Raw genomic sequence first — 16,662 nt, 5'->3', positions numbered from 1 at the left:
ATCAGCACACCGAAGTCCAGTTTTACTTGCTCAGTAGCGTATAAATAATTTGTGCGCTTTCGGCGCGGGTCATCCATCCTTTAGGAGCAAAATGATTATTCCCTCTGCCCTGAAGCAATCCTAGCTCTGCTGCAGCCTTCACATAGCTGTCTGCCCACTTGCTTATGCTAGAAGCATCTGCAAACGCCTTAGAACCCGCTACAGGTTCGATCTTCTTAACAGACTTCACTTCAAGCGCACGGATCACCATGACAGCCATTTCCTCACGGGTAATGGAAGCATTCGGCGCAAATGTATCATTGCTGCGACCACTCACAATACCCAGCTTAGAAGCTGTTGCTACATATGATAAATACCATGCATCTGACTTGATATCCGTAAATTGAACCTGCCCTTCTGCCTTTAAACCAAGTGCGCGAACTAGCAATGCGGTAAATTCCGCACGGCTAACATTGCTCTTAGGATCATACTCGGTTGTTGTAACCCCTGAAACAATTTGTTTTGCAGCAAGGGACTGAATGGCGTGGAATGCCCAATAAGTAGATGGAACATCCTTGAACGACTTAACAATCTCAAGTACGGCATATTTACTAAAGTGCGTGACTTGTGTAGATATCACGTCTCCATTGAGCTGTCCACCTACGTACTCAAGCTCGCCATTATCGCCTAAATAGTAAATCCCCAATAGATCTTTATTCGATTGACCTTTAATCTTAAACGATATCGTAATTGGCTCATCGAACTTCTTAACTACTATCCGAGTACCATCTTTCTTCAGAATGCTAAGTCTCAGTTCAAACACATCGGAAAGCGAAGTTACGGTCCCCATCTCTTTGTTTAAACCATCGATTAATGCTTTTGTAGCAGACTGGATCAATGGTTTCAGCTCCAACAGGATTTGAGCACCATCCGCATCCACACCTGAAGCTAAACTTGGTATTGTGCTTAACAGTTTGTTAGGGATAGTAACTAATAGATCCCCCACTTTAAGAACTAAGTCATTAGTTCCCAACGTTTGTGCAGCATGCAATGGTAAGAGGATTGATGTCTTACCAGAGGCAATTTCAATTTGTACCTTACCATCTTTACCGTTTTTCAAACTGTCTTCACTGATAACTTGAGTATCAGCAGGAGTTGTAGGGTTAACAACAGCTCCACCAGGTGTTGGTGTCACTTTAGATACTCCAGATAGAATAACCGTTCCACCATCATCTCTACTCGGTAGATCAATGATTACTTTTTGATCAGCGGATACTGTGTAGGTTTTGCCGCTATATTCATCTGTTACAGATGAGTTAGGAACAAACGGTACAGGAATCGTTGCGGATACTACACTGTTGTTGGTGTTGATAGCCGTCACAACATTCTCATTGCCATAATATTTGTTGAAAGCTAGAAAACCTAAATCATCTGAACCCGCCAGCTTCGTGCGCGTACCTTTGGAATACACTTTGGAGTATTTTGCACGAATATTTAACAGCTTCTGATAATGATCATGAAGTGGTTTCTCTGCAGTCAACTGATCCCATGGCATATCTTTACGGTTCTCGTTGAACTCACCTTTAGACATGTCTCCTGCTTTTTTGCCCGATTTCCCCAGTTCTTCTCCGTAGTAAATGACTGGCTGTCCCTTGGCTGTGATTTGCAGAGCGGCTGCGATTTTCAGCTTGCCTTTATCTCCATCCACGTAATTAGACAAGAAGCCATCCTCATCATGACTACTCAGGAATTGAGCCATCATCTTCGTGTTATCAATCTTTAACTCTCGTTCCTGCAAATAGGAATCAACACTGTTAACTTTACCATCAGTAAAGTCTTTCGCAGCATCATTAAATCCAAAATCAAGCAGTCCGTCCATCTGGCCTGTTTCGAGCATTCCACCATTGCTATCAATGGTTCCGCCAAAGTATTCACCGGTCATTTTGAAGTTTGGATCAATTGAAGTCAGTGCATTTTTAAATGCTTTCCAAGTTGTATCTTCTACATGTTTGACTGTATCCACACGGAAATAGTCAATCGTATCTCCACGTTCCGTCCGAGCGTTATCTAACCATCCTGTTTGCCAAGCAATAATTTTTTCACGAACGGCTGGATCTTCCGTTTTGAAATCCGGCAATCCTGCAAGCTCGCCTTTGATTGGATCTGTATCCGCGGATACACCATCCGTACGAAGCATTCCTTCAAAACGTGCTTTATCCTCAGCTGTAATCGTCGGCTCTTTATCCTCAGCCTTTAAACCGTAGCCCGTATGATTGAGTACAACGTCGACCATGATCTTGATGCCCTTGTCATGTGCCTTTTCGATCAATTCCTTGAAGGTCTCCATATCACCAAGATGCTCGTCAAGCTTTGTAAAGTCCTTGGCCCAATATCCATGATATCCGTATTGTTTGAAGCCATCACCTTTATTAAAATCAATATTATCTACAATTGGCGTAATCCAAAGCGTGTTAATACCAAGTTCTTGCAAATAATCGAGATTGTCGATCATTCCTCGGAAATCACCACCGTGGTATGCTTCCAGTTGATCTTTATCTACATTCTCATTATTTGTTGGATCTCCGTCTTTGAAGCGGTCTGTAAGCGCGAAGTATATACGAGCCTCATCCCAATCAAAATCCAGCTTATCACCTGTGTAGGTTCTCGCTTTTACCTCGAGTTTAGCGTTTTCTTTATGTGCATTTCCGTACTGGTCCACGAGCGTAATCGGAATATTTTTGATCCCCGCTGACACCGTGTCCTTCACAGCAACTGTCTGTTTCATCAGCTCCGTATCCAGCTTAACTTTGCTTGATCCTCCAAGGTTAGTTAAATCCATATATCCTTCCGAATACGTTACATCTTCTAAAGAAGATGCATTGATCGTTACAACCGCATTCTGATTTGATGTAACTGCTTCCGGACTTACGGATGTCGTAATTGAAACGTCAGGAATATGATACACAACAACAGATTCATCATTCACCGTATTCTTAGGATCCGTTAATTCAGTAGTGACACCGTTCTTCGTGATCAAGAACGTATACTTATACGTACCTTCTACTAAATCAGTCAACGTGTAAGTGAACCACTCCTTAGCGGAATCGTAAACCATTGGATACGACTTACCGTTCACTTTTACTTTAGCAGCTGTAATCGCAGTCATATTATCATTACGGAACAAGGCATCATCGCGGTATAAGAAAGTGATTGTTCCATCTTTTAGAATTGGGCCGCTAATACTTGGGCTGATATCAAACTCCTTAACCCCACTAGTTACGTTCACTTTAGTGAACCCTTCTCCTGGCGTTAATGGAATTGTACGATCATCCGGATAGTCATCCTTATGTGACCAATCATCACCTTGACCTTTACGAATGACGAATCCCATGTTTGTCGCATTCTCAGCAACTTCAATTAGAACACTCGCTTTACCATCCTTAAAGGTAGTAAAATCAATCTGGTCATTTTTAACTCCCGTATTCCAAACCCAGATATTCCAACCCGTATAGTCCTTATCACTACGAGTATAGGTAAATTGGACATAGCGCTTGTCAGTAACGTTAACAGTTACAGTTGTAGAAATCCCACCATAAGTTACTGTAATTTTGGCCGTTCCTTTACCAATTGCTTTCACTTGACCTTTATTGTTTACTGTAGCCACTTCAGGTTTATTGGAAGTGTAAGTAGCCACTTGCGTAACATTTCTTCTACTATTGTCATCATATCTCGCAAAAACAGAGGTATTGTGCGTCTTGCCTGCTGCCAGTGTGTAGCTCGCGCTATCGGTCTCCAAAGAAGTAAGTGCAGCGGCTGCAGCTTCCTTTTTAATAATCACAGCAGTCAAAGGATCTAGGGTAATTGAACTTGCTGTTAAGGAGAAGCCACTCCATTGACCAACCGGAATCGCAGCAACACCTGCTTCATCATTGTCGACAAGCACCTGACCAGTCGTCAAATCCTCTGAAAGGGTCAGTGTTCTAGCTGTGCTATCGCCATTCATGAAAACATAATAGATACCTGTGCCATCTGTAGCTTTGTTTGAATAACCAATAACAAGATCATCTGTCTTCATTTCTGGAGCAGGAATTAGGTTAACATTGGAATCTACCAGATCCTTGTCTCCCAATCGGAATGCGTCGGTAGACTTTCTCAGTTCCATTAGACCTGAAGTATATTTTCTTGTCGTATTCTGAACAGGGAACTGTGATTCATCCGTTGCTTTCGTCCAGTCAAACATGTTGACCGCATCCGAAGAATCATACGAATCGTGAATGAAATAACCAAAGGATTTACCTTCGCTATCAAACATTTCAGTGTATTTATCCTGAGGAACCGCAGTATCCTTCCACTGCTTAGTACGACCATATTCCTGGCCTGCATGAATAAAGGCCGTTCCTTGAGAGGTTAGAACAAGCATGTTGCCAAGTCTAATCCGCTTCTGGATTTCAAGCTCATTCTCTGTAATTGTAGGATCCTTCTTGATCGTTTGTGCGATCACATCATGTAGCGTCAAGTTGTCATGCGCTTCGATGTACGGAACGATATCCCCTGGATCATCAGCGGGCGTATTTGATGGTTGTGCTTTAATATTGTTAAAGATTGTCGTAATTGGACGCGCACCGCCGGTAATAAATCTAGGTTGCCCTTCAGAGCCATAACCAGATTTCAATTCATTACGGAATTCATCAGAGAAAACACCGACGCTATCCGTTTTGTCCATCCAGTCCTGATCCGCACCTTTCCCAGCAAGGGAAGGATCGGCTGCAGCGCCACCAAATGTTCTCCACCCTTCACCGATAAAAAGAGCCTTCGGATTAATTTCTGCCGCGGCATCATAAGCATGCTGCACAGCCTCTGCTGTCGCATCGCCCATCATATCCCAGCGCATTCCATCAATCTTGTACTCTTCAAACCAGTATTTCACGGAATCTACCATCAATTTCTCAGCCATTTTGTGGTTGGTGGCCAGATTGTTTCCGAAGCCTCCGATAAAGTTGCCATTTGCATCTTGGAATGCGTAATAATTAGGTACGATGTCGTTTAAAAATTCTTTTTTAGCCATGTGTGTGTACACTACATCCAAAATGACACCCATTCCAGATTCATGTACAGCGTCAATCAAACCTTTTAATTCTTTGATTCGCGCTTCAGGATCAGCAGGATGCTGAGAATAAGCACCATCTGGGGAGAAGTAGTTGTGAGGATCATATCCCCAGTTGTATTCATTGTTTTTAGCGGAATAATCTGTTTCTCTATTCCCCATCTTCGTTTCGTCCCCATAATACCAAGCCATTACAGGAAGCAATTGAATATGAGTTACACCGAGAGACTTAATATAATCGAGCTTCTTTTCAAAGGCGCTATAAGAGCCCCATCTTTCGCCACTCAAGCTATCCACGATCGACACATCCGATGTAAAGTCTCGAACATGAACTTCGTAAATGATAGCGTCCTCGCGTTTTTCGTAACCTTCTATGTCAGCATAACCAAAAGTATCAGGATTCGTCTGACTTAAATCAACGATAGCCGCTTTACCAACTGTATCCCCGCCAGCACCAGCAGCACCAGTGGTATCCACAGTAAATACCGCCATTGACTTAGCATAAGGATCAAGCACGTTATTGGTTAAACCATCATTCGTTACTTCATATTGATAAAAGAATCCTCTTACATCATTCGTGTTTGTGCCAGTCAAATCAGTCGGCTTCAAATTGACCGACCATACTCCCTTCTCTCCGCTCGTTAAATCCACACTACCCACGTGCACGTTGGAGTCATTTTTATCGTATACATTAACAACGACCGAACTTGCTTTAGGTGCCCACAATTTTAATGTGGCTGTTTTGTCAGCGTTATACGTAGCCCCTAAATCGTCTCCTGTATAATTGTACATTTCATCAAGCATTCTCCAGCCACTAACGGCTGAAACTGTTTTACCAGAGTAAGTAATACTAAGCGGAACATTATCCAGATCAAAAGCTTCTGTATCCACTTCTATTGAAGTTTTGCTAGTAATGGTTACAGCAGACACAGGAATAGAAGCACCGTCTTTATCTTTAACGGTAATCTCATTCTTTAATACTGCTGCATCCAAACCGTCAGTTAACGTGAAGCCAAGAAGTATTTTGCTTGTCGATAACACTTCTGCGGAAACTAAACCGATAGGTGTTTCACCAAACGGTGAAACATATACATTGTTGTCTCCTTCTTTAACCCACAGCTGATTATAACGATCTAACAAGCTGAAGGTTTTATTGTCCCCGTCTTTATCTCCGTTCGAAGGCTTCATTACAATAAAGCCAATTTTCTTGGCACCCTCTATGAGTGGAACATCGACATAAGCACCGAAATTGTCCTTTTGATCCACTTGGAAAGGCGTCGCAGGAGTCGGCCAAGAACCAAGTGTATCCGAAGGTGTGGACACATCATCCCACAGCCATAATCCATACTGATCATGATTAGTATCAGATCTCATATAGTGGATCCGAACGGTATTTTCCGGAAGCTTAACCGGTTCATAAGGCGTAACTACATCAGAGCCTTCTGTAATCCATACTTCATTAGTTTGTGGAGTATTAATCGAGAAGTTCTTGTCTCCTCCGTCTTTCTCCCCACTTGCACGTTTGAGTGCGATGAACGAGATTTTCTTAGCCCCATCCTTAATCGGCACATCAACGTAAACTCCAAAGGAATCAATTTGCCCATCAGGGAAAGGAGTCGCACCCATAGCCCAATCAACAGAAGGAGTTACAACATCACCCCACAGCCACAATCCCTTATCGGTGTAATCGCTAGCCTTATAGTGAACACGCATGTGTCCTGCTGGAACTGGAGTAACCTCTACTGGTCCAGTAGGAATTTTATATTCTGCGCTCACATTATGATCTGCAGTATTGTACTTGAAGGTTACCTTAAGATCTAGCGGTAGGTTCAACGTTAGATCGCTTTCTGGATAAGACATATCCTCTGCTTCTGTGGCTCCTGGAACAGAAACCTTATATGTGTAATCTCCTTGCGGCAAAGTTACAACTGTACTGTACACACCATCAAAATCAGGATCTGATAATGTGGATAATGCATCTGCTGGCAGGCTTCCTGTCAATCTTGGCAGCTTACCCGCAGCAATTGGCGTATAGTACGTAGAATCAGCTATTTTATGAGTAATATCATTATAATAAAAGGTTACAGTCGAATCTGTTTCTAGCTTTATGTGGATATTCTCCCCATCATTTTTCCCTTGAGGATTTGTGTACTTTGAAAATCCATAGTTCTCAGTCCAGCTATCATTTAGGGTAACCTTGTAGTTATATTCCCCTGCTGGCAAATTGCCTGTAAATGTATACAGACCATTTTCCGAGTATGTCATTTGGGTGACTACTGATTTCTCATCCCAATCATTTCCAGGAGTTTCTGACCCAGTGGATGTAAACTTGGACTGTAAATCTCCGACCAAAACTACCTTAGTCGTTTCTGCTGAAACCTTAACTGGGTGTAACCCGAGACTGGAGAACACAAGAGCAAAGATCATGAAGATCGCGAACGCCCTCTTGCCCCATAAAGTTATTTTCATTCTGTAAAACCTCCCATGATTATGAATTCCCTTTGTGCAAGCGGATACATGATTTCTCGGAAGTAGTCAATTTTTCTTATGTAATGAAATCATGTGTGTTCCTTCTTATAGTTTGAGAAGGTCTATGTTGCGGCTCGTCGGACCAAATTAACAGCATCACCACCCTTATCATAATAAAAAAATCTCCATTAACACAAAAATAGTGCAAACGTTTGCAATTAGTCGTGCACAAACCTAAATACATAAAACTCATTTCTCAGCACAACTGATATCGACCCAAATTACCCCAATGTAAACGCTTGCTATATTTTGATTTACATACTAATCCTGTATTTATGGTATTGTCAACCAGTATTTTTATGTGCTGAACAAACTCGAATTCTTATAAAAGTAAAAATAAAGAAAATATATCCAGATAATCCTATCGGGAATAACCTGATGATATATAAATATCACTCATTTCATTTCTCGATTTGAATTGAATATATGCTTCATCGATTATAACAAAAAAAATTTAAGCCACACGTTTGCATTTACTAATTGCTCCTTTCGAAGAAATTGGATATCTTTTATTCATATTAAGATCAATCTTGCTAAATCATTCATTCTTTTTTGGTGAAAACAAACAATTTTACACATAAATTTCTAATACTCTTTCCAAAAGTTGCAATATTGCCCTTCCAAATGACTTTATCTATTTACAATTTAGAACTCTTGGATTAATATTACTTTGTAAAGCAAACGGTTCCATAAGGAGGTTTCTATGACAGTTACCATTAAGGATGTGGCCAAGAAAGCGGGAGTATCTCCCTCCACGGTATCCCGGGTATTGTCCAATCACCCCAGAATCAGCCTGGAAACTTCCCGCAAGGTTAAAGCTATTATGGAAGATATGGGCTATACACCTAACATGATGGCTAAGAGTCTAGTGTCGAAAACTACAAACAGCATATGCTTCAGTCTTCCTAAACCAGCTGAAGAGCTGTTCTCAAATCTATTTTTTATGGAATTAATCCGGGGGATCGTTACACAAGCTAGCCGTTCCGGCTACGATGTGTTAATTAGCTCCGGAGCAAACGAGAAGGAAGAATTGGAAGCCGTTTCAAGACTTCTAAAGGGTCGTCGAGTAGATGGTGTTATTCTGCTTTACTCTCGTACAGATGATGCTGTTATTGATTTTCTAGAGAGTAACGATTACCCATTCGTACTGGTAGGCCGAAGTGATCGATATGAGAATATTTTATCTGTCGATAACGATAATGTGATGGCAGCATATGATGCTACAAACCACCTCATTTCAATGGGTCATGAACGTATTGGCTTCGTAAGTGGACCGCCGAATCTAATTGTTTCTCGCGATCGTCTCGCAGGATACCGTAAAGCATTGCTGAATAGCGGTCTTGAAATGCGTGATGAATGGATTGTAGAAGGTGAATTTCTACAGGATAGCGGATATAGAGCGATGTCTTTTTTCATGAATTTGCCTAACCGGCCTACTGCTCTTGTTGCAGTGGATGATATGGTGTCGTTCGGAATTTTACGCGGATTGAATGAACTGAACTACAAAGTTCCTGACGATCTCGCTATTGTAAGCTTTAACAATATTCCATTATCTGAATTATCCAGCCCTCCGATCAGTAGTATTGATATCGGAATTTATCATCTTGGATACACTGCATCTCAGGTACTTATTCAGAATATCAAGAGTTCGAATCACGATGCTGGTTATACGAACCGATTTGTTATTCCACATCGCCTGATCGTGAGAGAGTCTTCTATGTACTCTCATGCTAAGAACAAAACCGAATGAATAAGTGAAGCGATTAAACGCTTCATTTATTTTTTGAAAATGTGTACAAACGTTTGCGCTAAATCATTTAAATCTTCTTGATCCAGTTCTTTTCAGGGTGAATATTCGATTGTGAGGTTAGGATAAACTTAACTATCTTAAGCTAAGCTTATACGATCGAAATAACACTCAGATACGATTAGCAACGGATCACGATACTGTCACAACTTTTTAGGAGGTACTACAATGACGGAAATTAAAGCCTGCTTGTTCGATTTGGATGGTGTTATCGTTGATACTGCCAAATACCATTATATCGCATGGAAAGAGCTTGCAGATGGACTGGGGTTTCTCTTCACAGAACAAGATAACGAACGCCTTAAAGGAGTCAGCAGAACTGCCTCATTAAATATTTTGCTGGAAATCGGCGGACTAACTATCGATGAAGAAGAGAAAGCTAAGCTTGCGGAACAAAAGAATAATCGTTATGTCGAATATATTGCGAAGATGGATAGCTCAGAGATTTTGCCAGGTGCGCTTGATTTTCTGAAAGAATGCCGTGAGAATGGCATCAAAGTTGCCCTCGGTTCTGCTAGTAAGAACGCAATGACGATATTGAATAATACAGGATTGACCCCTTACTTTGATGCGATCATCGATGGCACACACACTAGTGCTGCTAAACCTGATCCGGAAGTTTTTCTTTTAGGAGCCAAAGCACTAGGTGCTGATCCTAAACACTGTGTTGTCTTCGAAGATGCAGAAGCAGGAATTGAAGCTGCGTCGCGTGCTGGAATGTTCAGCGTTGGAATTGGTTCACCAGAAACACTCAATGCTGCAAACATCGTCGTTCCTTCACTCGCTCATATGAGTGTGCCACAACTCAAAAAATCTTTTGCTTAAATTCTAACGAACATTAATCAACTGAAAGTGTTAATGTGATTCGCCCTGCTACATTCCACTTATAAATGAAATATGTATATCTAGAGTACGCTTGAAGTGGAGATGGCGAAAGGATTGTGTAGAAGCGTTAGCGTTCGCCTTTGTCCCCAGATGTTCACCTTTAATTCTTCAAATTTAAACATCTGGGGACAACAGCGATCGGAACAACCTTTCGCCAGCGGAGCGACTCACAAGCACCAAAGTAGAGATATAGTTCATTATATATCCCCACAACATATTTAAAGGAGCCGGTTATCGTGAAACAATATTTAACAATTGATGAATGGTCCATTATTGAAGAATCTTTTGATCCACAGACACAAGAAATCTCTGAAAGTGTATTTAGCCTTGGCAACGGATTTATGGGTGGTCGAGCTAATTTTGAAGAGCAATATAGTGGAAGTAGCCTGCAAGGCAGCTACATGGCTGGCGTATACTATCCTGACAAAACACGGGTCGGCTGGTGGAAAAACGGCTATCCTGAATATTTTGCAAAAGTACTGAACAGCACGAACTGGATCGGTATTAACATCGACATTGAAGGAACTCCTTTAGACCTGGCAAAATGTACGGTTTCCGATTTCCGTCGTGTCCTTAACATGAAGGAAGGTACGCTTTCCCGCAGTTTCACTGCCACACTTGAAGATGGTAAGGAAGTTAAAGTTGAAAGTATCCGGTTTGTCAGCATGACTCGTCAAGAAATCGGTGCTATTCGTTACTCCATCATTCCTGTTAATTTCTCAGGCAAAATTACGATCACTCCTTATCTCGACGGTGACGTGAAGAACAAGGATTCCAACTATGACGAGAAGTTCTGGAATGAAGTTGAAAAGCAAGCTGGTACTGAAGGTGGGCACCTCACCCTTAAGACTAAAAAACTCGATTTCCATGTAACCTCTGCTATGGCTTTTGATATCCTTGTCAACGGTGAGAAGGTCAATGCTAATGCTGAAGCGATTGAGCAAGAGAAATATGTAGCCAGTAAAATGAATGTATCCGTGCAATCTGGTGATCAAATCGTAATCTATAAATATGTCGCCAACGTTACCTCCCGTAATCACGGTCTTGGACAATTGGTCGATGCCGCTCAAACTGCTCTGCAAGCTGCTAAAGAAGCTGGTTTTGTAACCCTTCTGAAAGAACAAATAGACGCATGGAGAGACAAATGGAAAGAAAGCGACATCATTATTGAAGGCGACGTTTCAGCACAGCAAGCGATTCGTTTCAATATTTTCCAGCTGAATCAAACTTACAATGGTGAAGATGACCGTCTGAACATCGGACCTAAAGGCTTTACAGGTGAAAAATACGGCGGCAGCACTTATTGGGATACAGAGGCGTATTGCGTTCCCTTCTATCTCAGTACAGCAGACTCCTCTATTGCTCGCAACCTGTTGATTTACCGTTACAAGCATTTGGAGAAGGCTAAGGAGAATGCTCGTAAGCTTGGTTTCGCAAAAGGCGCATTGTACCCAATGGTTACAATGAACGGTGAAGAATGCCACAATGAGTGGGAAATTACATTTGAAGAAATTCACCGTAACGGTGCCATTGCTTATGCGATTTACAACTATGTGAACTACACTGGAGACAAAGCTTATCTTGGTCAATATGGCCTTGAAGTTCTAGTGGAAATCTCCCGCTTCTGGGAAGAACGTGTTCATTATGCACACCGTAAAGACAAATACGTGATGCTTGGCGTAACCGGACCTAATGAATATGAAAACAACGTAAATAATAACTGGTACACGAACCGAATGGCTTCCTGGACGATGGAATACACCCTAGAAGCTCTGGATTATCTGAAAAAGAATGAAGCATCACGCTATGCAGAACTAGTTGACAAACTAGGACTCCAAGAGAGCGAAACCGCAAAATGGAATGATATCATCGCCAAGATGTATTACCCTGCGGATGAAGAACTGGGTATCTTCTTGCAGCAAGATGGTTTCCTAGACAAAGAGATCATTCAAGTCAAGGACCTGGCACCTGAGAACCTGCCACTAAACCAAAAATGGTCATGGGATCGTATCCTGCGTTCTTGTTTCATTAAACAAGCAGACGTTCTGCAGGGATTATATTTCCTAGGGGACCGTTACGATCTTGAAACCAAAAAGCGGAATTTCGACTTTTATGAGCCGATCACTGTTCATGAGTCCTCCCTGTCCCCTTGTATTCACTCTATTCTAGCCTGCGAACTAGGATATAAGGATAAGGCTTATGAAATGTACTTGCGTACTTCAAGACTGGATCTTGATAACTATAACAATGATACCGAAGACGGCTTACACAGCACTAGTATGGCTGGTACTTGGATGTCCATCGTACATGGCTTCGGCGGATTACGTGTGCATGATGGCCGACTGACTCTTAGCCCATCGAACCCAGGACACTGGACAGCGTACTCTTTCAAAATCATGTTCCGTGGCTCCCGACTAAAAGTAAGCGTTTCGGACGCACAGGTTACTGTTACGAACGAAACTGATATTCCAGCTTCTATTACTATCTATGACAAAGAATATACCGTGAACGGACTTAGCAGCATCACTGCAGACAGCAATTCCGTCACAGTATAAACCGACACCACAAGAGACCCTTGAAGCAAATTGCTTTTTAGGGTCTCTTTTTTTTTCCTAATTGGATACCTTATTTAAGGAGTGATTATTAATGAAAAGAACCTTTTGGAAAGAAGCGGTGGTCTACCAAATCTATCCACGCAGCTTTCAAGACAGCAATGGTGACGGTATTGGTGATCTGCAAGGCATCATTTCACGTCTGGATTATTTGCAGAAGCTCGGTGTCGATGTAGTTTGGTTATCACCTGTATATAAATCGCCAAATGATGATAATGGTTATGACATCAGCGATTATGAAGACATTATGGATGAATTCGGTACGCTAAAAGACTGGGAAGAACTACTGACCGGACTTCATGATCATGGCATTAAACTAATGATGGACCTTGTAATCAACCACTCTTCAGATGAACATCAATGGTTCGTAGAGTCCCGTTCGTCAAAAGATAATCCGTACCGTGATTACTATATTTGGCGTCCAGGTGGACCAAATGGCGAACGCCCAAACAATTGGAGCTCCATATTCAGCGGGCCCGCTTGGGAGCTAGATGAAACTACCGGTGAATACTATCTACATCTGTTCTCACGCAAGCAACCGGATCTCAACTGGGACAATCCAAAGCTGCGTGAAGAACTATACAAGATGATCACCTTCTGGCTCGACAAGGGTGTGGATGGATTGCGGATGGACGTCATTAATTTGATTTCTAAAGCGGAAGGTCTACCTTCCTTTCAACTCGAAGGCAAAGCGCCAGAGGAACTGGCTTGGGGCGGCGATTACTTTATGAATGGACCCCGGGTCCATGAGTTTTTACACGAAATGAACCAAAAGGTTCTTTCGGGCTATGATATTATGACCGTCGGGGAAACGCCAGGAGCTTCGGTAGAGGATGCCGTTCTTTACACCGACGAAGATCGTGAAGAGCTTCAGATGGTATTCCAATTCGAGCATATGGACGTAGATTCCGGCCCTGGAGGCAAATGGGACGTAGCTCCATGGACATTAACCAAGCTGCGCGACATACTCCATAAATGGCAGGTTGGTCTGGCTGACAAGGGTTGGAATAGTCTATATTTAAACAACCATGACCAGCCGCGCATGGTTTCACGATTTGGTGATGATGGGAAGTACCGCGTAATATCTGCCAAAATGCTTGCTACCTTACTACATACACTTAAAGGCACCCCCTATATTTACCAAGGCGAAGAGATTGGAATGACGAATGTAAAGTTCACAACGCTGGAAGATTACAAAGACATCGAAATTCTGAATATGTACCGTGAAAAAGTTACGGAGGGTGGCGCAGATCATGATACGATTCTGAACGCTGTCCATATCAAAGGCCGGGATAACGCCCGTACTCCAATGCAATGGGATGCATCATCTAATGCTGGATTTTCAGAGGGAGAACCATGGCTCAAAGTGAATCCGATTTACAAAGATATTAACGTAGAGCAAGCATTAGCGGATTCTGATTCAATCTTCTACTACTACCAAAAGCTAATTGCTTTGCGCAAAGAGAATCCGATTATGGTATATGGGGAGTATAAGCTACTCCTACCTGACCATGAAAATATCTATGCCTACACTAGAACTTTAGATGATGAGCAATGGCTAATCCTGCTGAACTTCAGCGAGGCTCCTCAAACCGTTGATCTCTCCGCTGAGCTGAGCAACGTTACTGATTTAATCATTGGAAATTACCCGGATGAATCATCAATAATAGAAATCCTACGTCCATACGAAGCAAGAGTGTATAAATTACAAAGCTGACTCTCTTCACCTTCCTGAGTTATACTATATAGGATGATTTTGTTAAGATCATTCTTCCACCAGCAACCTGTCATTAGAGAGCAAGGAATAACAGGATTTGCAAATGGTGGCATGATAGTATGAACTCAAAGGGAGATGGCAGACTTGGAATGGCTTATCCGCATGAAAGAAGCTTTAGATTATATGGAGAGCAAGATGGAGGAACCCTTTAATACAGAAGATATAGCAAAGGTAGCTTATTCCTCCCCCTTTCACTTCCAGCGCATGTTCTTCATGCTTACCGGAGTATCAGTCAAAGACTATATCCGTAAACGGAGATTAACTCTGGCGGCACAGGAACTCGCTATTTCTAAAGTTAGGGTGCTAGATGTAGCATTAAAATACGGATATGACTCTCCCGAATCGTTTGCCAAAGCATTCCGCAAGGCACATGGAATTACACCATCAGCTGCGCGGGAGTCAGGGGTAGAGCTCAAAGCTTTCCCAAGACTCTCCTTCCATCTATCACTGAAGGGAGATAAAGAAATGGACTACAGAATTGAGACAAGAGACGCCTTTAATGTTATCGGACTTGTTGAGGAAATGACAACAAAAAATGGGGAGAATCTGCGCCGCATCCCCCAGTTGTGGATAGAAGCAAACGCAAATGGTACGTCGGATAAACTGATTGAGATAGGTGTTGATAAGGACATCCTTGGTATTTGTAAAGATTTTAATCACGAAAAAGAAACTTTCTCCTATTGGATTGCTGTCGAAGCCTCTCCAGAGACGGATGCTCAGGGATTTGCTTCTACGACGATACCAGCTGCGAGTTGGGCTGTGTTCACCTCAGTTGGGCCGATGCCGGATGCTATCCAGCAGGTATGGGCACGTATTTTCCAAGAGTGGTTCCCTTCCACAGGCTACGAGCATACAGGTGGACCTGAGTTTGAGTTATACCTTCCGGGAAGACCTGATGCAGAGGATTATCGCTGTGAGATCTGGATACCGGTTATGAAAAAAAATTAATGCTTACTTAGACTATCCGGAATTGCGGATAGTCTTTTTTTCTTTCAGAATTTCTACGATTTCATTTTGAGAATCGGCTCAATCTTGGTATAATAAATAGATTATGTGATTCAATAATGACGATTGTCGTCCGATTATCGGTGAAGGAGAAATTCATGTCTAATGTAAAAATATTTTCAGACAGCACTTCCGATTTACCTCAGAACTGGAAGGATACTTATAACATCGGCATCGTTCCGCTTTATGTAGTATTTGAAGAAGGAACCTACAAAGATGGTGAAGATATTACACCCGAGGAAGTGTATCGCCGTGTAGCCGCTAGTGGTGTATTGCCCAAAACGGCAGCACCTTCGCCAGCAGATTTCATTGCTGCATTTCAACCCGTAATTAGCAGTGGAAATGATATTGTATATATCAGCCTCTCCTCGTCACTATCCTCTACATATCAGAATGCACTTTTGGCTGCTGGGGAATTTCCTGAGGGGCGTGTACAGGTTATTGATTCACAGACTTTATGTGGAGGCATTGCTCTTCTCGTTATGAAAGCTGTCAGAGCCGCTGAAAAAGGTCTAAGTGCCGTTGAGATTGCAGCTATGCTGGAACGCAGCCGCAGCCTTGTAGAAACTGAATTCGTTGTGGATACGCTAGATTACTTATATATGGGTGGACGCTGTTCAGGTATGCAGAATTTCATCGGTAGCCTGCTCAAAATTCGTCCTGTTCTTAGACTTGTAGACGGCAGCATCGTACCAACTAGTAAAATACGTGGTAAAAAAGAAAAAGCCGTGGAACAAATGCTCCAGAACGCCATGGTTAACGTCGATCGAATGGATAAAGAGCTGCTCATCGTTGTCCATACCTTGGCGGAAGAGGATGCTCGCTATCTGGAGACAGCACTACGAGAAAAAACTCAAGTGAACGAAATTGCTACGCTCCATGCTGGCTGTGTAATTGGCAGCCATTGCGGGCCGCATACTGTAGGACTTATGTATATGCTTCAAGATTAATAATCACACACAAA

At 42.3% G+C, this 16,662-nt stretch carries 7 protein-coding genes; 6 read left to right on the top strand and 1 reads right to left on the bottom strand.

The window, feature by feature from the left end:
- Positions 1-22: 22 nt before the first annotated feature.
- Complete coding sequence (locus R50345_RS08865) at positions 23-7,552, bottom strand: pullulanase (protein ID WP_042125826.1); 7,530 nt, start codon at positions 7,550-7,552, stop codon at positions 23-25.
- 763 nt (positions 7,553-8,315) lie between these two features.
- Between R50345_RS08865 and R50345_RS08860 the strand changes: the two genes are divergently transcribed.
- From R50345_RS08860 to R50345_RS08835, 6 genes are all read left to right on the top strand, one after another.
- On the top strand, positions 8,316-9,362 hold the full coding sequence (locus tag R50345_RS08860) for a LacI family DNA-binding transcriptional regulator (protein WP_042125824.1): 1,047 nt from the start codon (positions 8,316-8,318) through the stop codon (positions 9,360-9,362).
- A gap of 225 nt (positions 9,363-9,587) precedes the next feature.
- Positions 9,588-10,244 (top strand): beta-phosphoglucomutase, encoded by a 657-nt coding sequence (gene pgmB, locus R50345_RS08855; protein ID WP_042125822.1) that lies wholly within the window; start codon positions 9,588-9,590, stop codon positions 10,242-10,244.
- 296 nt (positions 10,245-10,540) lie between these two features.
- Positions 10,541-12,859: a glycoside hydrolase family 65 protein gene (locus R50345_RS08850; RefSeq protein WP_042125821.1), complete on the top strand. Its 2,319-nt coding sequence runs from the start codon at positions 10,541-10,543 to the stop codon at positions 12,857-12,859.
- 91 nt (positions 12,860-12,950) lie between these two features.
- Complete coding sequence (locus R50345_RS08845; RefSeq protein WP_042125819.1) at positions 12,951-14,633, top strand: glycoside hydrolase family 13 protein; 1,683 nt, start codon at positions 12,951-12,953, stop codon at positions 14,631-14,633.
- Between the two features lie 144 nt (positions 14,634-14,777).
- Positions 14,778-15,641 carry an AraC family transcriptional regulator gene (locus R50345_RS08840; RefSeq protein WP_197069763.1) on the top strand — a complete coding sequence of 288 codons (864 nt, stop codon included), beginning with the start codon at positions 14,778-14,780 and terminating at the stop codon, positions 15,639-15,641.
- A gap of 155 nt (positions 15,642-15,796) precedes the next feature.
- Entirely contained in the window at positions 15,797-16,648 is an 852-nt protein-coding gene (locus tag R50345_RS08835) for a DegV family protein (protein ID WP_042125815.1), read from the top strand.
- The last annotated feature ends 14 nt before the right edge of the window (positions 16,649-16,662 follow it).

The sequence above is a fragment of the Paenibacillus sp. FSL R5-0345 genome, assembly GCF_000758585.1.
In the GTDB taxonomy this organism is placed as follows: domain Bacteria; phylum Bacillota; class Bacilli; order Paenibacillales; family Paenibacillaceae; genus Paenibacillus_AQ.
Note: the sequence above shows the minus strand (reverse complement) of the source record. Positions and strands in the feature narration are given on the sequence as shown.

Coding starts and splice junctions, on each gene's coding strand:
- pgmB (WP_042125822.1), top strand. CDS start 9,588: ATGACGGAAATTAAAGCCTGCTTGTTCGATTTGGATGGTGTTATCGTT.
- R50345_RS08845 (WP_042125819.1), top strand. CDS start 12,951: ATGAAAAGAACCTTTTGGAAAGAAGCGGTGGTCTACCAAATCTATCCA.
- R50345_RS08835 (WP_042125815.1), top strand. CDS start 15,797: ATGTCTAATGTAAAAATATTTTCAGACAGCACTTCCGATTTACCTCAG.
- R50345_RS08860 (WP_042125824.1), top strand. CDS start 8,316: ATGACAGTTACCATTAAGGATGTGGCCAAGAAAGCGGGAGTATCTCCC.
- R50345_RS08865 (WP_042125826.1), bottom strand. CDS start 7,552: ATGAAAATAACTTTATGGGGCAAGAGGGCGTTCGCGATCTTCATGATC.